Origin of the sequence: Gordonia amarae NBRC 15530, from assembly GCF_000241345.1 — a bacterium.
Lineage (GTDB): Bacteria > Actinomycetota > Actinomycetes > Mycobacteriales > Mycobacteriaceae > Gordonia > Gordonia amarae.
In genome coordinates, this window is sequence record NZ_BAED01000059.1 from 107,827 (window position 1) to 126,863 (window position 19,037).

20 protein-coding genes are annotated in these 19,037 nt (G+C 67.5%); 14 read left to right on the forward strand and 6 right to left on the reverse strand.

The genetic code is table 11. The features are described from left to right. Positions 1–170 precede the first annotated feature (170 nt). The 4 genes from GOAMR_RS16730 to GOAMR_RS16745 all read left to right on the forward strand — a co-directional run bounded on the left by GOAMR_RS16730 (position 171) and on the right by GOAMR_RS16745 (position 4,277). Positions 171–1,202, forward strand: a complete 1,032-nt coding sequence (locus GOAMR_RS16730) for an aldo/keto reductase (protein ID WP_005190503.1) — start codon at positions 171–173, stop codon at positions 1,200–1,202. Positions 1,203–1,319: 117 nt separating this feature from the next. Continuing rightward, complete coding sequence (locus tag GOAMR_RS23750) at positions 1,320–1,643, forward strand: FeoA family protein (protein WP_005190505.1); 324 nt, start codon at positions 1,320–1,322, stop codon at positions 1,641–1,643. Further along, positions 1,636–3,645, forward strand: coding sequence for a ferrous iron transporter B (gene feoB / locus GOAMR_RS16740; protein ID WP_005190508.1), 2,010 nt, complete (start codon positions 1,636–1,638; stop codon positions 3,643–3,645). Before GOAMR_RS23750 ends, feoB begins: the two co-directional genes overlap by 8 nt. Before the next feature lie 107 nt (positions 3,646–3,752). Continuing rightward, positions 3,753–4,277 carry a NifU family protein gene (locus tag GOAMR_RS16745; protein ID WP_005190510.1) on the forward strand — a complete coding sequence of 175 codons (525 nt, stop codon included), beginning with the start codon at positions 3,753–3,755 and terminating at the stop codon, positions 4,275–4,277. Positions 4,278–4,281: 4 nt separating this feature from the next. Here the strand turns inward: GOAMR_RS16745 and GOAMR_RS16750 are convergent, their stop codons facing one another. Next, positions 4,282–4,950 carry a response regulator gene (locus GOAMR_RS16750; RefSeq protein ID WP_040515651.1) on the reverse strand — a complete coding sequence of 223 codons (669 nt, stop codon included), beginning with the start codon at positions 4,948–4,950 and terminating at the stop codon, positions 4,282–4,284. After that, a complete protein-coding gene (locus GOAMR_RS16755) occupies positions 4,947–6,113 on the reverse strand; it encodes a sensor histidine kinase (protein ID WP_005190516.1) in 1,167 nt (388 codons plus the stop codon). The genes GOAMR_RS16750 and GOAMR_RS16755 overlap by 4 nt, the downstream gene beginning before the upstream one ends. A 129-nt stretch (positions 6,114–6,242) precedes the next feature. Between GOAMR_RS16755 and GOAMR_RS16760 the strand changes: the two genes are divergently transcribed. Together GOAMR_RS16760 and GOAMR_RS16765 are read left to right on the forward strand one after the other, a co-directional pair. Next, positions 6,243–7,157 carry an ABC transporter ATP-binding protein gene (locus tag GOAMR_RS16760; RefSeq protein ID WP_085949077.1) on the forward strand — a complete coding sequence of 305 codons (915 nt, stop codon included), beginning with the start codon at positions 6,243–6,245 and terminating at the stop codon, positions 7,155–7,157. Beyond that, on the forward strand, positions 7,154–7,951 hold the full coding sequence (locus GOAMR_RS16765) for an ABC transporter permease (protein WP_005190525.1): 798 nt from the start codon (positions 7,154–7,156) through the stop codon (positions 7,949–7,951). Before GOAMR_RS16760 ends, GOAMR_RS16765 begins: the two co-directional genes overlap by 4 nt. Before the next feature lie 101 nt (positions 7,952–8,052). Here the strand turns inward: GOAMR_RS16765 and GOAMR_RS16770 are convergent, their stop codons facing one another. Further along, on the reverse strand, positions 8,053–8,394 hold the full coding sequence (locus tag GOAMR_RS16770; protein WP_005190528.1) for a histone-like nucleoid-structuring protein Lsr2: 342 nt from the start codon (positions 8,392–8,394) through the stop codon (positions 8,053–8,055). 319 nt (positions 8,395–8,713) lie between these two features. Continuing rightward, positions 8,714–9,544 carry a hypothetical protein gene (locus GOAMR_RS16775; RefSeq protein WP_005190530.1) on the reverse strand — a complete coding sequence of 277 codons (831 nt, stop codon included), beginning with the start codon at positions 9,542–9,544 and terminating at the stop codon, positions 8,714–8,716. 1 nt (position 9,545) lies between these two features. Between GOAMR_RS16775 and trhO the strand changes: the two genes are divergently transcribed. The 6 genes from trhO to GOAMR_RS16805 all read left to right on the forward strand — a co-directional run bounded on the left by trhO (position 9,546) and on the right by GOAMR_RS16805 (position 15,102). Continuing rightward, entirely contained in the window at positions 9,546–10,433 is an 888-nt protein-coding gene (gene trhO, locus GOAMR_RS16780) for an oxygen-dependent tRNA uridine(34) hydroxylase TrhO (protein ID WP_005190534.1), read from the forward strand. Continuing rightward, positions 10,430–11,575 carry a CobW family GTP-binding protein gene (locus GOAMR_RS16785; protein ID WP_005190537.1) on the forward strand — a complete coding sequence of 382 codons (1,146 nt, stop codon included), beginning with the start codon at positions 10,430–10,432 and terminating at the stop codon, positions 11,573–11,575. The genes trhO and GOAMR_RS16785 overlap by 4 nt, the downstream gene beginning before the upstream one ends. Positions 11,576–11,717: 142 nt before the next feature. Further along, positions 11,718–12,788: an N-acetylmuramoyl-L-alanine amidase gene (locus tag GOAMR_RS16790; protein WP_005190540.1), complete on the forward strand. Its 1,071-nt coding sequence runs from the start codon at positions 11,718–11,720 to the stop codon at positions 12,786–12,788. Between the two features lie 85 nt (positions 12,789–12,873). Then, entirely contained in the window at positions 12,874–13,755 is an 882-nt protein-coding gene (locus GOAMR_RS16795) for an SDR family oxidoreductase (RefSeq protein ID WP_005190543.1), read from the forward strand. Then, positions 13,748–14,539: a fructosamine kinase family protein gene (locus GOAMR_RS16800; RefSeq protein ID WP_005190545.1), complete on the forward strand. Its 792-nt coding sequence runs from the start codon at positions 13,748–13,750 to the stop codon at positions 14,537–14,539. The genes GOAMR_RS16795 and GOAMR_RS16800 overlap by 8 nt, the downstream gene beginning before the upstream one ends. 5 nt (positions 14,540–14,544) lie before the next feature. Continuing rightward, positions 14,545–15,102 carry a nucleosidase gene (locus tag GOAMR_RS16805; RefSeq protein ID WP_005190548.1) on the forward strand — a complete coding sequence of 186 codons (558 nt, stop codon included), beginning with the start codon at positions 14,545–14,547 and terminating at the stop codon, positions 15,100–15,102. Between the two features lie 15 nt (positions 15,103–15,117). Here the strand turns inward: GOAMR_RS16805 and GOAMR_RS23755 are convergent, their stop codons facing one another. Both GOAMR_RS23755 and GOAMR_RS16815 read right to left on the reverse strand, forming a co-directional pair. Next, the gene (locus tag GOAMR_RS23755; protein ID WP_138943782.1) at positions 15,118–15,969 is read right to left on the reverse strand and encodes a DUF6542 domain-containing protein; all 852 of its coding nucleotides are present in this window, start codon (positions 15,967–15,969) and stop codon (positions 15,118–15,120) included. A 59-nt stretch (positions 15,970–16,028) separates the two neighbouring features. Further along, complete coding sequence (locus GOAMR_RS16815) at positions 16,029–17,243, reverse strand: DNA recombination protein RmuC (RefSeq protein WP_005190552.1); 1,215 nt, start codon at positions 17,241–17,243, stop codon at positions 16,029–16,031. 91 nt (positions 17,244–17,334) lie between these two features. Between GOAMR_RS16815 and GOAMR_RS16820 the strand changes: the two genes are divergently transcribed. Then, on the forward strand, positions 17,335–17,601 hold the full coding sequence (locus GOAMR_RS16820; protein ID WP_005190554.1) for a hypothetical protein: 267 nt from the start codon (positions 17,335–17,337) through the stop codon (positions 17,599–17,601). 136 nt (positions 17,602–17,737) lie between these two features. Further along, positions 17,738–19,033 (forward strand): AI-2E family transporter, encoded by a 1,296-nt coding sequence (locus GOAMR_RS16825; protein ID WP_083836995.1) that lies wholly within the window; start codon positions 17,738–17,740, stop codon positions 19,031–19,033. Positions 19,034–19,037 lie beyond the last annotated feature (4 nt).

A 19,037-nucleotide genomic window follows, 5' to 3' on the forward strand; every position in this document is an offset into this window, starting at 1 on the left:
CGGCCCCAACGAAAGCTAGTGCCGCACAGCTGTTGCCCGTCGAGTTGCGATCAGCGCGGGCGCAACGGGTGACCGCACGTCACGCCGGATGGTTATCTGTCGGCCGGACTGCCGCCCGCATCACACCGGAAGATCACCACCGGAACCGAGCCCCGACCGGAAGGAAAACCGTGTCCCACGGACCCACCGAACTCACCTACACCGCCGACCCGGCCCGTTATGAGAACGCGACGTTCCGCCGGACCGGGCGCTCGGGCCTGGACCTGCCGGCGTTCTCGTTCGGTCTGTGGCAGAAGTTCGGCACCGACTATCCGTTCGAGACGCAGCGCGAGATCATCCGGCACGCCTTCGATCTGGGCATCACCCACTTCGACAACGCCGACCGCTACGGCCCGCCGCACCGTGCCGCGCAGCAGAACTTCGGTCGGGTGCTGGCGAAAGACCTCGCCCCGCACCGGGACGAGTTGATCCTGTCGACCAAGGCCGGCAATCCGATCGGGCCGAGCCCGTATCTGAAGGGCGGATCGCGTAAGTCGCTGCTGGGATCGCTCGACCACAGCCTGCGCGACCTGGGAGTCGACTACGTCGACATCTTCTATCACCACAGCCCCGACGAGTCGACGCCGCTGGAGGAGACCGTGTCGGGACTGGTGTCGGCGGTGCGCAGCGGAAAAGCGCTGTACGTGGGCATCTCCAACTACCTGCCCGACCGTGCGCACGCGATCGCCGAAGAGCTGGCCGCCGAGGGGGTGCCGCTGCTCATCCACCAGCCCCGCTACTCCATCTTCGACCGGCGCATCGAACAGAACGGACTGCTGGAGACGGCCGACCGCGACGGCTTCGGGCTTATCGTGTATTCGCCTCTGGCCCAAGGTCTTCTCACGGACAAGTACTTGGAGGAGATCCCCGACGGCGCCCGCGCGGTCAACTCGACGTTCCTGCGGCCCGACGTCATCGACGACACCTACCGGCAGCGGGCCCGCGAACTGAACAAACTCGCCGAGTCCCGCGGACAGTCGCTGGCGCAGCTTGCGCTCCAATGGGTGCTGCGGCGACCACAGGTCACGTCGGCGTTGATCGGGGCCAGCTCCACCTGGCAACTCGATCACAATGTGGCCGCCCTCGACTTCCCGGAACTCACCGACGACGAACTCGCACTGGTCGACGAACATGGTGTCCACGGCACCGGACTGGGTCTCTGACGAGTCCGACGCACTCGTCGGCAGATCGTCAAAGGGGTCATTGGGCGACCGCAAAGGGACTTTTGTCACGCGAAGCTGAGCCTTGCCTGAGCGTAATTTCGTTACCTGAGGTGAGACATGTCCGAATCGGCCCAGCCTGACCTTGCTTACGGCAAGGCATCCAGCACTGTGACAGGTGCCCGGTACACCACGCTCGACCGCGTTCAACCGGGCCATACCGCGACCGTCATCGGAATCTCCGGTGACGCGGATCCTCATGTGATCCACCGTCTTTCGGCGATGGGTCTGGTGCGGGGCACCGAGGTCACCGTGCTGCGCGCCGCGCCGCTGCGGGATCCACGACAGTACCGGTTCCGCGACACCTCGATCTGCCTGCGCGGTGCCCAGACCTCGTTGATCGACGTCGAACTCCGCGGCGAGGCGGGCACCGATCATGAGTGATCCGGCTTTGGACAGCCACTGCGAACACGGGACGAGCACCGAAGCGGCGTGCCCGCATTGCGATTCCGGCTCCACGACATCGACCAGGACGCTCGCCGCGTCGTCGGCGAAGGTCGCGCTCATCGGTGCGCCCAACACCGGAAAGTCGACGGTGTTCAACGCCGTCACCGGCCTCAAGGCCAAGACCGGCAACTATCCGGGTGTCACCGTCAGCCGCACCGTCGGCGTCGTCAGGACCGGCGACAGGCAGATCACCCTCGAAGACCTGCCCGGCACCTACGACCTCACCCCCGTCAGCATCGACGAACAGGTGGTCGCCGACGTCCTCGCCGGCGAGATCGAGGGCGTCGAGAAACCCGATGCGATCCTGGTGGTGGCCGACGCCGGCACCCTGCGCCGGTCGTTCGGGCTCATCGCCGATGTCATCTCCCTGGACCTGCCGACGGTGCTGTGCCTGACCATGCTCGACGAACTGTCCCGGCGCGGCGGCTCGATCGACACCGACAAGCTCAGTGCGGCACTGGGTATCCCGGTCGCCGCCATCGACGGCCGGCGCAAGGGCTCCGGCGCACAGGTCCGTTCGCTGCTCGGCGACATCGCCGCGTGGCCGCATCCGGTGATCGACCCGCCGCCCTCGGGCACCGAGGAATGGGCGGCGTGGAGCGAATCGGTGCTGGCCGAGGCCGACTATCGCTCGCCCGAACCCGACCCGATCACCGAACGGATCGACAAGGTGCTGCTGCACCCGGTGATCGGAACCCTGATCTTCTTCGCGGTGATGTTCGGCTTCTTCCAGACCATCTTCGCGCTCGCCGCGCCGCTGCAGGATTACGTCGAAACCGGTTTCGCGAAGCTCAGCGAATGGGTGTACGACGTCGGCGGCGACAATTGGTTCACCAGCTTTGTCGCCGACGCCCTCATCGGCGGTGTGGGCGGCGTGCTGGTTTTCGTGCCGCAGATCGCGCTGCTGTTCGTGCTCATCACCTTCCTCGAGCAACTCGGTTACCTCTCGCGCGCGGCGTTCCTGATGGACCGGATGATGGGGACCGTCGGGCTCGAAGGCCGGGCGTTCGTGGCGATGCTCTCGTCGGTGGCCTGCGCGATCCCCGGAATCATGGCCACCCGCACCATGCCGTCGGCGCGGCAACGATTCGCCACCGTGATGTCGCTGCCGCTGATGACCTGTTCGGCGCGCATGCCGGTGTACACCCTGCTGATCGGGATGCTCATCTCGTCGGAGTCGAAGGTGTGGATCTTCAACGCCCAGGGCACCGTCCTGTTCGGGCTGTACCTGCTCGGCGCGATCTCGACGATGACCGTCGCCAAGATCATCTCGGTGTTCTCTCAGCGCCGCGGGCCGGTGATGCCGTTCACGATGGAGATGCCGCCCTACCGGGTCCCGTCGTGGAAGTTGATGCTCGTCGAGATCTGGTCGCCGGTCAAAGGTTTCATCCGTAAGGCCGGCACCATCATCCTGTTCGCCACCGTCGTGCTGTGGGCGCTGCTGAACCTGCCGATGCGCTCGGACGCCGACCTCGAATCGGCGGGTATCGACCCCTCCGACTCGGCGGCGGTGTCCACCTACACGATGAACCACAGTGTCGCCGCGAGACTCGGCCACAGCGTCGAGCCCGTCTTCGATCCGCTCGGCTTCGACTGGAAGACCAATGTGGCCGTGCTGTCGTCGCTCGCCGCCCGCGAAACGTTCGTCGCCACACTGGGGCAGATGTCGGCGGCCGAGGACCCGGAAGACCCCGCGACCCGGCTGGAAGAAGCCCGCTACGAGGACGGCTCACACAAGGGCGACAAAGTGTTCACCCCGCCGACCATCGTTGCGCTGCTCATCTTCTTCGTCTACGCGCTGCAATGCACGTCGACGCTGGCGGTGCTGCGCCGCGAGACCGCGTCGTGGCGCTGGCCGGTCATCATCTTCTGTGCGTATTCGGTGCTGGCCTGGGTGATGGCGTACATCGCCCACACCATCACCGTCTGGGTGTGGTGACACGGGCCGTGCTGCGCCGAAGGCGGCTACCCCGCCCGGCAAACCGCCGGGCGGTCACCTCGCGCGGTGCGCCTGTGTCGCTTGGCCTTCCGGAAGTGCCGGTCCCGATGCACCCGGAACCGGGCGATCTGCCGGGCCAGATCCGCTGGATCATCCCGCCCGGCATCCTGACCGTCAGGGGAACGGTGCGGGCGCCGGGTGAGCTCGGACGGATGCAGGCCGACGGCACGCTCACCGCGATCACCGTCGGCGCGCGGTCGGTGGTGCTCACCGCCGAGCCGGCGGCATGGCCGCGGATCGGGAAGACGGTGCGCACCGCGCTGACCGCCGCACTGCGCACCCCCGCTGACTGGCACGCCGGGACACCGGCCGGGGACGGATCCGGGGGCCATGGCAACGACACGATCGCGGAGGTCGCGCGCGAGGTGATCGATGGCCGGCTCGGGGATTACGCACGCTCCCACGGCGGCCGGATCGCACTGATCGGGGTCGACGACGGCGTCGTCACCGTCGACCTTGCGGGTGCATGCCGGGGATGCCCGGCGTCGGCGGACACACTGCGCTCCGGATTCGAGGCCGAGCTGCGCCGCAGGTGCCGAGACGTCGTCGAAGTCCGCGCGCTACAGCACTGAGTTCTCAGGCCAGCCCGGCATCGTGCATGACGATGGCCACTTGCACCCGGTTGGTGGCGCCGAGCTTGCCGAAGATGTGTGAGATGTGTGCCTTGACGGTGGCCACGCTCATGAACAGCTCCGCGGCGATCTCCGCGTTCGAACTGCCCCTGGCCAGGCACACCGCCACCTCGCATTCGCGGTCGGTGAGCAGTTCGGCCGCCCGGCGCGCAGCGGCCGACCGGTCGCCGCCCGAACCGTCGACGACCTGCTTGATCAGCGCCGCCGTCACCGACGGACTGAGCGCCGGCCGCCCGGCCAGCACCCCGCGGATCGCGGCCACGATCTCCGGCGGATCGGTGTCCTTGAGCAGAAAGCCGTCGGCCCCCACTGCCAGCGCGCGCACCACGTAGTCGTCGGCGTCGAAGGTGGTGAGCACCAGGATCGCGGGCGGCTCCGGCAGTGCCTTGAGCATACGGGTGGCGGCGATGCCGTCGAGCACGGGCATCCGCAGATCCATCAGCAGCAGGTCCACCGGATCGGCGGTGTGCAGGTCGACGGCCTCCTGACCGCTGGCGGCCTCGGCGACAATCGTCAGATCGGCCTGCCCGCCGAGCAGCAGCCGCAACCCCGACCGGACCAGGGGATCGTCATCAACGAGCATGATGCGCGCGGCCGCGTTGTCTCCGGTCATGCCGTCCACGGTAGCCACACGTGCAACACGAAACGTTTGTCGTCGCCCAGCGTCGCCGAATACCGCCCGCCGGCCAGGGCGACGCGCTCGGACAACCCGACCAGACCCAGACCGGACGCGGGAACCCCGGCCGGGGCCGTCAACGGCAACGGATTGTCCACCAGCAGATCCACACCCGAACCCCGCGCACCCTTGATCAGCACCGACACCAGCACCCCCGGCGCGTGTTTGCGGGCGTTGGTCAGTGCCTCCTGCAGGCTGCGATAGAGCGTTCGCAGCAGCGGTTCCGGGACCTCGGCCAGTGGAAGTGAGCACGTGTAGACGATGCGCATACCGTCGCGGACACCGTCGGCGACCAGCGCGTCGATGTCGAAGGCGCCCGATTGCGGTCGCTCGGGATCGGCGTCGCCGGGATCGTCGCGCAGCACACCGAGCACCTCGCGCAGTTCGGTGAGCGCCCGGTTCGCGGTGTCCCGGATGGTCTGCGCCGTCTCCCGCATATCGTCGGCCGACAGGTCGGTGCGATACGCGAGCGCACCCGCGTGCATGCTGATCGCCGAGATGCGGTGGGCGACGATGTCGTGCATCTCGCGGGCGATGCGGGTGCGTTCCACGGTGCGGGCCCGGGCAACTTCGGAATCGCGTTCGGACTCGGCGAGCACGGTCCGGGCCCGCAACTGGGCCAGCAGCTCCCGCCGCGAGCCGATGTACATACCCCACGCCACCATCGCGGCCGTGGCGATCACCGCGGTGATGTACTGCAACGCCTGGGGCTCGGGCCGGGGCGAGGCGAAGAACTGCTGCGTCACCACCGTCATCGCCAATCCCAGCAGGAGCTGCGGAATGATCTCCACCCACCGGCGCCGCGTCGACAGCGACACCAGCGCGAGCGCGGCCGGACCCAGGCTGAGCGTCGACACCGACGATGCGAGATTGACGAAGGTGTTGACCGCCACCGGATGTGAACGGCGCCACCACACCACCACCAACGACACCGCGCCTAGCACGATGTCGGCGACGAACTGCCACCGCGCATGCGACCACAGATACTGTGCGTGGTTCTGATCGCCGAAGGCGATCGCGCTGAGCACCAGCATCAGCGCCAGCCGCCACACATGACTGCGCCAGGTCAGGGCGGGCTGATAGTCGTCGGGACGCACCATCTCACGCTATCGGGGATTCCCACCGGAAAACCTCAGCCGCCCGGTCAGGGTGATGTCCGACTTTCGGCTGATCCCGATTCGTCCCGTCGCCCGATGCGCCCGGCGACGTGCCGGTTCACGATGGACACCATGATCACCGTCGAAAACCTCACCAAGAGATACGGCGACTACGTCGCGCTCGACGACGTGTCGTTCACGTCCAAACCGGGGCGGGTCACCGGATTCCTCGGTCCCAACGGAGCCGGGAAATCCACCACGATGCGCATCATCGCCGGTCTGACACCCGCCACCTCCGGAACGGCCACCGTGTGTGGCAGTTCCTACCGCGATATCCACAACCCGGCCACCGAGGTCGGGGTGCTCCTCGACGCGTCGGCGCAGCACGCCGGACGCACCGGTGCCGAGATCCTGCGGCTGAGCGCGATGACCCTCGGCGTCGGCCGGACCCGCGTCGACGAGATGCTGGAGATGGTCAGCCTCACCGCCGAGGAATCCCGGCGCCGGGTGCGCAACTACTCGCTCGGCATGCGCCAGCGCCTCGGAATAGCCAACGCGCTCCTCGGCGACCCGCAGATCCTGATCCTCGACGAACCGGCCAACGGCCTCGACCCGGCGGGTATCCACTGGATGCGGACGCTGCTGCGCGACTACGCCGACCGGGGCGGAACGGTGTTGCTGTCCTCTCATCTGCTGCACGAGATCGAGATCATCGCCGATGACCTCGTCGTGATCGGGCAAGGCCGGATCGTGGCGCAGGGCACCAAGGAGGAACTGCTCGCCGGCAACGGCACCCGGGTCCGGTCACTCGACGACGACGCGTTGCTGCAGGCGATGACCGCGGCCGGTATCGTCGCCCGGCCCGTGATCGAGGGCGGTTTCCTCGCCGACGTCGCACCCGAGGACATCGGCAGACTCGCCGCGCGCATTCAGATCCCGCTCGTCGAACTGCGTCCCGGCGACGGGGCCAATCTCGAACAGATGTTTCTCGATCTCACCGCGGCGACCGCGCGTGAGGGTTCAGCCACTCAGGGGGCACCGCAATGACCACCACAGCCACACCGCCCGCCGTCCTCGACACCGGCCGGCCGGGAATCCCGATGAGCAGACTCATCCGCGTCGAAATGCGCAAACTTGTCGACACCCGCGCCGGGTTCTGGTTGATGGCGTCCATCGGCCTCATCGCGCTGGCCGTGATGATCGGCATGCTGGCGGGCAACCGGAACAAGCCGGAGAACCTGACCTTCGGCGACTTCTTCGGCCTGATGAACATCCCCACTGCGATCATCCTGCCGGTGATGGCGATCCTGCTGGTCACCGGCGAATGGAGTCAGCGGACCGCGCTCACCACCTTCGCGATGGAACCTCGCCGGGAGCGGGTGGTGATCGCCAAGTTGGCGACGTCCTTCATCGCCGCAGTCAGTGCGGTCGCGCTCAGCCTGGTGCTCGGAGCGGTCGGCGCCGTCATCGCGGGAATGCTCTATTCCGATCCCGCCGGCAGCTGGTCGATGACGCTTGCCGGTATCGTCAATTCATTCACGATTCAGATCTTCAATCTTCTGCTCGGATTCGCGTTCGCGGCGTTGATCCTGAACACCCCGGGCGCGATTGTCGGCTACTTCGCGCTGCCGACGGCGCTCAGCATCGTGAACGAACTGTTGCCCGCGTTCAAGGACAGCGTCGGCGAGTGGATTGATTCCTCGCTCACCCAGGCACCGTTCCAGTCGGGTGACTGGGTGAGCGGTGGGGAATGGATGCGTCTGATCGTCTCGGGGATTGTGTGGATCGGTATTCCGCTGACCTTCGGCATTCTGCGGATTCTGCGGACCGAGATCAAATAACCGCTGGGATCAAGTAAACGCGGGGATCACAGGCCAGGTCAGGCGCGGTCCGCCGGTGGACACCGAGTCCACCGGCGCACCGCGTCAGTCGGGCAGAATGCTCAGTGAGCGGACTGGTAGGCCTCGATGATGAAGTGCGAGATACGGCCCCGGTCGCTGACCTCATAGCCGTTGTCCTGAGCCCACTCGCGGATCGCCTGGGTCTCTTCCTTGGTCCGGCCGCCACCGTTGGACGCGGCAGCACGCCGGCCACCACGGACGGGGGAGATGACACGAGAGGCACCGATATAGGTGGCGAGGGTGTTCCGGAACTCCTCGGCGTGTTCCGCCGAAGTGTCGAACTCATACGTCTTACCGTCGACGCTCCACTCGATCGTTTCGTATTCATCGAGGGCAGCACCATCCAGATCGTCAATGACCTGGATCACTTCCTTCTTTGCCATCCTGCGCTCCGTTCGTGATTGCCAAAGTCGTGACACGCCTATATCGGCCGCACCTGTCGGCCGAAGGGGTGAAACCAAGCATACAACAACCGGTGCTGCATCAATGGCCGGCTGGTCCGGTGCTTACGACTATAAGATCCGAATTGTGAGTTCCGGTGCGATTCAACCGATTGTGCGCCGCCGCATCGTTTCGTTGTGACTCTGAATGAATAGCGGTTAATTCACAGGGAAATATAAGGTTTCTGCCGAGGCGTCGCGGCGTGCGTCACATCGCCGGCCGAGGTGCCCGAATCCTGGTCGGCCGAAGGTGGTCCGGGACTTAAGGTCCGTCGCTTCCCGGTTCCGGTGCGGGATCGGTCACATCGGTGGTGTCGTCGGTGCTGTCGCCGCTGTTGATCATCGATTTCGGTGCGGGATCGGTGGCGTCGAGGTACGCGAACTGCGAGCCGGTGATCATGAACCCGCCCTTGGAACGAGATTCGAGGCAATACAGCCCCGATACGTCCGTCAGGCACGAGATCCGGGACATCGTGATGGTGGTGCCATAGGGCAACACGGTGCTCCGGTAGAGGAGATTGACGTCTTTGCCGTCGTCACACAGACCGAGCCGGGCGCCGTCCGAGGTCAAAGTGACCAGATTCTTGGACTTGTCGCACGAGGGCGCGTCACGGTCGGTGCCGGGTGAGTCCGCGGACGGTTCGTCGGTGAGGGTGCCACCGTTGACCCGGCACACCAGCGTCCGGCTGTCGAGCGAGGTGGAACAGTTGATCGTGCGGTCGGGCGTCGAGAAATGAAACCCCGAGGCATTGCCCCGGGGACCGGTTCGGGTGGCGGCGCCCTTCTCGTAGTCTGCCGTGTCGGCCCGCGGCGCCAGGGACATCACCCGGCCGATGGTGCCCTCACGCAGCCGGTTCGGGGTATCGCGCGACTCGATCGTGGAACTGGTGGTGGTCGAGGTGGACGGCGCGGTGAACGTCGACAACTCGTCGGTCGGCGGCAGCACGATCTGGTCGGGTGCCGAATCGTCGAGCAGGGAACACCCGGCGGCCAGCAGTGGCACCAGCACACCGATGCCGGCGCCGGCGATCCAGCGGCGTGCGCCGGGCCGGTGGTCCCTGAGTCCGTGCCCCCCGAGTCCGTACCATTGCACCGTGGCAACCCCTAAGATCGTGCTGTTCTACGTGTTCACCCCCCTGCCCGACCCTGAGGCGATCAGGCTCTGGCAGCAGGCGGCGGGCGAGTCGACCGGGGTCACCGGCAGAGTAATCGTGTCGCCGCACGGGATCAACGCCACGGTCGGTGGCGATATCTCCGCCGTCAAACAGTACGTGAGGGCCACCAAAAGGTACGCGCCATTCGCCGGTGCGGACATCAAATGGTCCGAAGGGACAGGTTCGGATTTCCCGCGGCTCAGCGTCAAGACGCGCCCCGAGATCGTCACCTTCGGGGTGCCCGGCGAACTCGAGGTCGACGAGAACGGGGTCGTCGGCGGCGGTACCCGACTCACGCCCGAGCAACTGCACGAGCTCGTCGCCGACAAGGGCGACGACGTGGTCTTCTTCGACGGCCGCAACGCCATCGAGGCGCAGGTCGGCCGGTTCAAGAACGCCGTCGTCCCGCCCGCGGACACCACCCGCGACTTCGTGCCGCTGCTCGACAGCGGTGCCTTCGACGACCTCAAGGACCGCACGGTGGTCACCTACTGCACAGGCGGGGTGCGCTGCGAGGTGCTCACCCGGCTGATGAAGGCCCGCGGTTTCGGCGACGTCTACCAGCTCGACGGTGGCATCGCCCGATACGGCGAGACCTTCGGCGACGACGGTCTGTGGGAGGGATCGATGTTCGTCTTCGACGACCGGATGACCGTCGACTTCTCCGATCACACCGAGGTGATCGGGCGGTGCTCCGAATGCGGCGCGCCCACCAGCCACATCGAGAACTATCCCGACCGCCTCGGCCGGGAACTGCGCGTCGTGTGCCCCGAGTGTGTGCCCCCAGAGCGTGCGTCCACAGCCGACGCGGTGCCCGCGTCTTCGTGAGCCGGCGACGGGACCGTCCCGCGATCCCGGTCATCGTCGTCGCGGGTTTTCTGGGGGCGGGCAAGACGACGCTGCTCAACGCGCTGCTCGGCAACACCGTCGGTGCGCGGCTCGGGGTGATCGTCAACGACTTCGGTGCCATCAACGTCGACGCGCTGCTGGTGGCCGGGCAGAGTGCGGGCACGATCAGCTTCGGTAACGGCTGCCTGTGCTGCAGCGTCGACGCCGACGGCCTGGGCGACGCGCTCAGCGGGCTCGCCGACCCGGCCGCGGGACTGGACGCGATCGTCGTCGAGGCCAGCGGCATCGCGGAACCGAGGGCGCTGATCAAGATGGTGGTGGCCGTCGCCGATCCTGCGATCCGCTACGGCGGACTCGTGTACGTCCTCGATGCGGCCGCGGCCACCCTCACGCGGCAACTGCACCCGGAGATCGGCGGGCACCTGGCGATCGCCGACCTCGTGGTGATCAACAAGGCGGACCTCGTCGACGGTGACGTGCTGTCCGGCGTGCTCGACATGGCCCGCGAACTCAATCCGACGGCACCGGCCGTGGTCACCACGGAGGGCCACATCGACGCCCGAGCCCTGTTCGATCCGGGGTCGCGGCCGCAACCTTCCGACGACCTGCCGCGGCAACTCACCCTCGACGAACTGCTGCGCGCAGAAGAATCTGGCGCAGAAGAATCTGACGCAGAAGAATCTGACGCAGAAGAAGAATCTGACGCAGACGAGCACGCGGCGGGGGAGTGCGGCACCGGGCATGCACGGCATTTACATGATGCGTTCACCTCGGTGTCGGTTCAGGTCGAAGGTGTTCTTGATCCGCGGCGGCTCGCCGAACTGCTCGAACGGCCACCCGTCGGGTGCTACCGGATCAAGGGCGTCGTGTGGCTCGCGGGTGCGGGCGAACAGTTCGCGGTGCATGCCGTCGGCGGATTTGTGCGCACTGAACGCACCGGTGTGCGGCGGATGCCCCGGCCGCCGGTCAGCAGCCTCGTCGTCATCGGCACCGGTGTCGACGAAGTCCAGGTCAGAGCAGATCTTGGCGGCCTGGTCGCGGCTCCGGACCTCGACGACGAGTTCGGGATCCTGCGCATCACCCGGCACCTGCCGGTGCCGTCACAGCTCCCTAACGATTGACCGTCTCGGCTCCCGCCGAATTCTCATCCTGGCGCTCGTCTGGTTCACTTGTTACAAATGAGACTGCTGTGACCAGAGTTGCGCAATTGAAGGGAGGCGGCACCGACCCGCGCGCAGATGTGCGCCGTGGTGCCGAAGACACATGTTCAACACCCGATTCACGCGAACGCGCATGACCATCGCCGCGGTGTCCGTCGCCGCGGCATCGACGGTGGCAGCGACCACCCTCGTCGCGCCCGACGCCCAGGCCGCCCCACGCGCGGCATCGCTTGCCGGCAAGACGGTGTTCCTCGACCCCGGCCACCAGGGCAGCGCCGCCGGTCACAACCTGGGCGCCCAGGTGCCCGACGGCCGCGGCGGCAAGAAGGACTGCCAGACCACCGGCGCCACAGCCATCAACGGCGTACCCGAACACACCGTCAACTGGCAGATCACCCAGCTCGTCAAGGCGGGGCTGGAGAGCCAGGGCGCCAAGGTCGTGCTCAGCCGTCCCGACGACAAGGGCTGGGGAGGCTGCGTCGATCAGCGCGCCGCCGCCGCGAGCCGGTCGGGTGCGTCGGTGGCGGTGAGCCTGCACGCCGACTCCACCTCCGCGGGTGCGGATAACGGCCACAAGGGCTTCCACATGATCGTGCCCAAGCTGCCGCTCCCCGACAAGACGGTCAACCGGGTCCAGTCCGGAGCCGGCCGTACCGCATCGTCGGCGATGCGGGACGCCTTCGTCGGCGCGGGTCTGTCGCCGGCCAACTACGCAGGCGTGCAGAACGGGCTGCAGACCCGCTCGGACATCGCGGCGGTCAACCTCACCAAGGTGCCCGCGGTGTTCATCGAGATGGGCAACCTGTCCAACCCGGCCGAGGCGTCGGCGCTGACCTCCAAGGAAGGGCAGCTCAAGTACGCGCTGGCCATCACCGACGGCATCACCCGGTACGTCACCAAATCGGGCACCAAGGTCATCCCCACCGCGGCATCGAAGGACACGGCCCCGGTGAGCACCGGCAACCCGCCGGAGCCGGCCACGCCCGTTGCCGACGACAATGCCTTCGCGGGTCTGCAGACGGTGCTGCCGTTCGTGCAGAAGCTCATGGCGGCGGGGGATGCCTCCGAGGTCATGAAGGTTTTCGCCACCGATGGATCAGATGTTTTCTCCGAGGTCCTCAAAGCGATGCTCGAGGTCGTGTACGGTCTCGCGGGAGGCAAACTGCCGATCTGACCCGCCCACAATCGGGTTCGCGCGGCCCCTCACAGGGAGGATGGGGTGGCGTGAGCACCGACCGATCGCTGATTAAGGTCGAACTATGGCTGTGAAGGATCTCGTCGTCATGAAGCCGCCGGTGCCCACGCTCCGCGGTCGCACCGTCCTCATCACCGGTGCCGCCAGCGGCATCGGTCGCTCGACGGCCCTCGCCGCTGCCCGTGACGGGGCACGGCTGGTGCTCACCGACCTGCGGACCGCCGACCTCGACACGGTGGTGGCCGAGATCGAAGGCGCGGGCGGCACCGTCGCGCTGTCCCGGGCCGGCGATGTGTCCGACTACGAATGGGTGAAGTCGTTCGGCGCAGAGGTCGACGAGCAGGTCGGCACGATGGACGTCGTCATGAACGTTGCCGGCATCTCGGCCTGGGGCACCGTCGAGAACCTCGAGCACCGGCACTGGCGTGCCATGGTCGACGTCAACCTCATGGGACCCATCCACATCATCGAATGCTTTGTGCCGCAAATGGTCCGGCGTGGCGAGGGTGGACATCTGGTGAACGTGTCGTCGGCGGCGGGGTTGCTCGCGCTGCCCTGGCACGCCGCCTACAGCGCCAGCAAGTTCGGCATCCGCGGGGTGTCCGAGGTGCTACGCATGGACCTGCGCCAGCACAACATCGGAGTCTCCGTGGTGTGTCCGGGCGGGGTGGCCACCCCGCTGGTGGGAACCGTCGACATCGTGGGAGTAGACAAGGACGATCCCAAGGTGCGCAAGCAGATCGACAACTTCCACAAGATCGCCGTCACCCCGGAGAAAGCGGCCGCGGCGATCATCGCCGGTGTCGAGAAGAACAAATTCGTCGTCTACACGTCCTTCGACACCCGCTTCGGATACTGGTGGAAGCGCAAGTTCGCGCTGCCGTACGAGGTCGTGATGCGGATCGCCAACAACAGGTTCAGCAAGCTGGCCCGCACGAGTGCGTAAACCGCCCCGACGGCCGCACGCGGGTCAGGTGTTCCGCAAGCACCGGCCCGGCGTCGACCCCGACTTCTTCGCGGCTGAGGCAGCGGGGCTGCGGTGGCTCGCCGACGCCGGAGCGCCGGTCGTCGACGTGCTGTCGGTGGGTACGGACTTCATAGAACTGGCCCACCTGGATTCGGCACGGCCCGGCCGGCAGGCCGCGATCGACTTCGGGCGCGCTCTCGCGGCGATGCATTCGGCGGGCGCGGACACGTTCGGCGCTCCACCCGCCGGGTACACGGGCAAGCAGTTCATCGGCGAACGTCCCCTCAGCTCCCGCACCCATCCGACGTGGGGCGCGTTCTACGCCGCCGAGCGCGTCGAACCGTACCTCGGGCCGGCGATCGCCGCCGGCAACCTCAACCACACCGACGCCGACGATGTGCGCCGCGCCTGCGAACTCATCGCCGCCGGCACCTTCGATGACGCCGCGCCGCCCGCACGTATCCACGGCGACCTCTGGGCGGGAAACGCGCTGTGGACACCCGACGGGGTGACGATGATCGATCCGGCCGCGCACGGTGGCCACCGCGAAACCGACCTGGCGATGCTCGCGCTGTTCGGTGTCCGGCTCTTCGACGACATTCTCGACGGTTACCTGGCCGAGTTCCCGCTGCGGACCGGTTGGCGGGACCGGGTGCCGCTGCACCAGCTGCATCCGCTGGCGGTGCACGCCGCCGGCCACGGACCCGGCTACGGCACCGCGCTCGGCCGTGCTGCGCGGGCCACGGTCGCGATGGCAGCATAAGCGGTGTGACCACACTCGATCCCGGTGTCCTGCTCGTGTCCGCGACCCGATCGGAGGCCCGCTACGTTCCCGACGGCGCGCGCCTGCTGATCACCGGCATCGGCAAGGTCGCCGCGGCCGTGGCACTCACCCGCGAGCTGGCGGCCGGGGCACCGGCGCATCGCATCGTCAATATCGGCACCGCGGGCGCGCTGCACGATCATCACGCCGGGCTGTTCGTGCCGTCGAAGGTGATCGAACACGACATCAGCAGCGACGCCCTGCAGGCCATGGGCTATCCGGTGGTGGACACCTGGGATGTGGCCGGTGGCGACGGCACCGTGCTCGCCACCGGCGACACCTTCGTCGCCGACCCGGTGCACCGCGAGACGCTGGCCGCCCGCGCCGACCTCGTCGACATGGAAGGATGCGCGATCGCGCACGTGGCGGCCGCGTTCGAGATCCCGGTGACGCTGGTGAAGGTCGTCAGCGACAGCGCCGACGAGAAGGCCCTGGACTGGCCGCAACTGGTCGACAAGGCCGCCCGGGAACTGGGGGACTGGGTGCGCGGCGAACTCGCGTGACTGTACCGGCCCCGATCAGGGCCGATCTTTAGGCGTCTCAAATGCCTCGGTGCGCTCGTCGGCCGGCGATCCGGGGATGAACGACTTGGCCGCCGCCCGCGAGACCTGGCCGGCCGTGGCGCGGCGCTGACCACCTGCGGCCGGGGTGCGCGCGGGGGAGGAGCGTGTCTTGGCAGAGCCGGAGCGGGCGGGTGACTCGGTACGGGCGGAACGGGTCGGTGCGGCGTCGCCGCCGGGGCGTGGGCGGGACCGCCGGCTGCGGCCACGGCCGGACATGACAATGGTCTGTTCACCGGACGCGGCTTCCTGGACATCGGACTTGGTCGACCGCTTGTCGGTGGCCTTCCGGGCCGACCGGGTGTGTTCCCGGGTGTCCGACGAGCTTCGCTTGGACGCCTTCGTGCGGGGAGTCGAGGACTCCGCCGGCGACTGCTTCTTTGTGACGTACCAGCGGGCCACCACCAGCGCCAGCGTCACCAGGAAGGTGATCGCCAGCCACGGGAACACATCCGCGATCGGCAGCAGCACCTGCAGGATCAGACTCTTGAGGCTTGCCGACGCGCGGTCGGCGTTGACCGTGTACAGGGTGATGATGCCCACACCGAATGCCACCAGTGGTGGCTGGGCGGCAGCGGTGAACAGCGCCCGCCGCCGGACCAGCAGAGCCGCGGCGACGCACCCGACGAGGAAGCAGAACTTGAACGTCGCGCCGAGTTCGTCGGTGCTGCGGGCGTCGATACCCGCGCCGACCGCGGTGATCACGACTGCGACCAGGACCGCGCCCCACCAGGGAACGCCGCGCACGGTGGGCAGCACCGACTGTTGGTCGGCCGGCACCGCCGATGCGGTTCGTTGCGCAGAAAACACATCTAGACGGTACCGGTAATGCGGCCCGATCCGCCGGACCGCAACCGAGGTGTTTCCGGTCAGTGTTGCTGGGCGCGACTTCCGGGAATCATGGGACGGACGGTGTCGTCGTCTGTGACGCGGTCGCGGGCGGCCTGCCGAGGCACCGCGTCCACCTCCGCCGGTACGGTGGGTTCGGCCAGGTCACCGAGGGCTTCGAGGTCGGCGAGTTTGCGCGCGGTGACCGCGACCCGCGTGTCGATCACCCCGACCGCCGAGTTGTACGACTCGACCGCACGCCGCAGCCCCACCCCGACACGGTCGATGTGGGTAAGGACACTGTCGATGCGTTGATGCAGCTCGACGCCGAGCCGGTGAATGGATGCCGCGTCCTGGGCCATCGCGTCGGTCCGCCACGACAGGGCGACAGTGCGCAGCAGCGTCATCAGGGTGGCCGGGGTGGCCGGCACCACATTGAGCCCGAAGGCGTACTCGATCAGGTCCGGGTCGGCGCGGGCGGCGGCGTCGAGCACCGGGTCGCTGGGCAGGAACAGCACGACGAGGTCGGGTGTGTTGTCAAACGACGACCAGTACGCCTTGGACGAGAGCTGCTTGATGTGACCACGCAGGGCGCGGGCGTGCGCCGTGAGCGCGTCGGCGATCGCATCGGGGTCGGTCTCGGCGGTGGCCTCCAGGTAGGCGTGCAGGGGCACCTTCGAGTCGATGACGATGTCGCGGCCCTGCGGCAGATGCACCACCATGTCCGGGCGGATACCCGACGGATCGTCGCCGCGGCTGCCCGACCGCGACACCTGTGTGGAGAAGTCACAGTGCCTGCTCATGCCGGACAGTTCGACGATCCGCTCGAGCTGTACCTCACCCCAGCGTCCCCGGACGTGCGGGGTGTGCAACGCGTTGGCCAGGGCCTGGGTCTGGTCCTGCAGCCGGTGCGAGGTCTGGTGCATGCCCCGGACCTGCTCGGACAACCCCGCGTAGGCGTTGATGCGCCCGTGCTCGACGCGGCGCAGCTCCTCGCCGAGCTGGTTGAGGGTATTGCGCAGCGGGTCGACCAGATGCCCGACCGCCGATCCGATGGCCGCCGACTGCCTGCGGGCGGCGTCCTCGGAGGCGGCGGCCAACGCGCCCGCCGCCATCTCGTGCGAGGAGCGCAGGGTGGCGGCCTCGGCGCGGGCGGCGGCCAGCTCCGAGCCGCCCCGGGCGGCATGGACGGCCCAGCCCAGCGCGAAGCCCATGAGCAGTGCGACCACGGCGAGCAGAACTGCGGCGAGACTCATGGGACACATGATGCACGTCGGGTACGACAAAGCCTGTTGACGTTGCAACTACGTTGGTGATGTACGACACACTTGGTGTATTAATAAGGGCATGAGCACACCGTTTCGCCTGGGGGGCACCGATCCGGGAGCCGGAGACGTACCGCTGTCGGAGTACCCCGAATGGGCACTCCGCGTTCTGACCGGCCTCTACGGCGCGGACGCCGTCGACGCCGAGACGCGTCGCCAAGAACGGCGGACGATGGTGCCTGCGCGGACCGACGACGTGTCCGCGTCGGCCACCTGTCTCGAACTCGAGGCCATCACCCAGCTCGCACGCGCCGTCGAAGGATGGTTCGGCCGCCGCCGTCGGCAGTAGTCAGGTGCCGGGCCTCGATCGGTGGGCCCTCGTGTCCTCGATCTCCCCCACTCCGCCGGTTGAGGTGCGAGGAGCGTTGGCCACAAGCCTCGAAACCTCGTGAGACGACAGTGTCATCGCGTCCGATTTCGCCGGAATGTGTGAGGATGCGAGGGTGACCGACAACGCCCAGGACGGCGGGGCCGACGGACCCCGGCAGTATCCGACCCGCACCGCCATCATGCTGAGCGGATTGCGGTCGACGGCCTTCGTGAGCCTGCAGGTGGTGGCCTGTGCGCTCGGCCTGTGGGTGCTCTTCTGGGTGCTCGGCAAGACGTGGGTGGTGCTGCTGCCGGTGCTGTTCGCCATCGTGCTGTGCACGGTGCTGTGGCCGCCGGTCCGCTGGCTGCGCGACCATCGGGTTCCCCCCGCCGCCGCGGCCGTGGTGATGATGCTCGTCGGTCTCGGCGTGATCGCCGGAATTCTCGCCGTGATCGTCCCGTCGATCATCGATCAGGTTCCCGACCTGGCGAGCAAGGCCACCGACGGCATCAACAAGGTGTACGACTGGCTGCAGGGTCCACCGCTCAATATCGAGGATGAGCAGGTCGACAAGGTCGTCGACACCATCATCGGCAAGGTGCAGTCGAGCGCCACCACCATTGCCGCCGGTGTGTTCTCCGGGGTGGGCACCGCGACGTCGATCATCGTGACCTTGTTCACCACGCTCGTGCTGGTGTTCTTCTTCCTCAAGGACGGGCCGAAGTTCGTGCCGTGGCTCGACCGCACCGTGGGACGTCCCGCCGGCTACCACCTCGGCGAGGTGCTGCTGCGGATGTGGAACACCCTCGGCGGATTCATCCGAACTCAGGCGCTGGTCAGTTTCATCGACGCCTTCTTCATCGGCATCGGTCTGCTGATCCTCGATGTGCCGTTGGCGTGGGTGCTGATGGTGATCACCTTCCTCGGTGGCTTCATCCCGATCGTCGGCGCGTTCGTCGCCGGTGCGCTGGCCGTGCTGATCGCGCTGGTCACCAACGGCCTGACCACGGCGCTGATCGTGCTGGCCATCATCATCGCCGTACAGCAACTCGAGGGGAACGTGCTGCAGCCGTGGCTGCAGGCCAAGTCGATGGATCTGCACGCGGTGATCGTGCTGCTCGCGGTCACGCTCGGCAGCACCATGTTCGGCATCACGGGCGCGTTCCTGGCGGTGCCGGCGGCGGCGTGTATCGCAGTGGTGTTCCGCTATCTCAACGAGCAGATCGCCGAGCGGGCGGGTGAGACGTTGCCGCCGGTGGGGGCCCCGATCACCGAGGAGGTGGGGGAGGACTACGAACTGTCACCCGACGAAGACGATGCCGACGTGCCCGCCGGTTCCGGAGGTCCGGCCGACAAGCCGGAGCCGGAGGAGGACGGCGGCAAACCCGACGCACCCGGCCCGATAGACTGACCCC

Bases quoted from the DNA above. Each gene is read 5' to 3' on its own strand.
- GOAMR_RS23750 (WP_005190505.1), top strand. From the start codon at position 1,320: ATGTCCGAATCGGCCCAGCCTGACCTTGCTTACGGCAAGGCATCCAGC.
- feoB (WP_005190508.1), top strand. From the start codon at position 1,636: ATGAGTGATCCGGCTTTGGACAGCCACTGCGAACACGGGACGAGCACC.
- GOAMR_RS16745 (WP_005190510.1), top strand. From the start codon at position 3,753: ATGCACCCGGAACCGGGCGATCTGCCGGGCCAGATCCGCTGGATCATC.
- GOAMR_RS16750 (WP_040515651.1), bottom strand. From the start codon at position 4,950: ATGACCGGAGACAACGCGGCCGCGCGCATCATGCTCGTTGATGACGAT.
- GOAMR_RS16755 (WP_005190516.1), bottom strand. From the start codon at position 6,113: ATGGTGCGTCCCGACGACTATCAGCCCGCCCTGACCTGGCGCAGTCAT.
- GOAMR_RS16760 (WP_085949077.1), top strand. From the start codon at position 6,243: ATGATCACCGTCGAAAACCTCACCAAGAGATACGGCGACTACGTCGCG.
- GOAMR_RS16765 (WP_005190525.1), top strand. From the start codon at position 7,154: ATGACCACCACAGCCACACCGCCCGCCGTCCTCGACACCGGCCGGCCG.
- GOAMR_RS16770 (WP_005190528.1), bottom strand. From the start codon at position 8,394: ATGGCAAAGAAGGAAGTGATCCAGGTCATTGACGATCTGGATGGTGCT.
- GOAMR_RS16790 (WP_005190540.1), top strand. From the start codon at position 11,718: ATGTTCAACACCCGATTCACGCGAACGCGCATGACCATCGCCGCGGTG.
- GOAMR_RS16795 (WP_005190543.1), top strand. From the start codon at position 12,874: ATGGCTGTGAAGGATCTCGTCGTCATGAAGCCGCCGGTGCCCACGCTC.
- GOAMR_RS16815 (WP_005190552.1), bottom strand. From the start codon at position 17,243: ATGAGTCTCGCCGCAGTTCTGCTCGCCGTGGTCGCACTGCTCATGGGC.
- GOAMR_RS16820 (WP_005190554.1), top strand. From the start codon at position 17,335: ATGAGCACACCGTTTCGCCTGGGGGGCACCGATCCGGGAGCCGGAGAC.
- GOAMR_RS16825 (WP_083836995.1), top strand. From the start codon at position 17,738: ATGTGTGAGGATGCGAGGGTGACCGACAACGCCCAGGACGGCGGGGCC.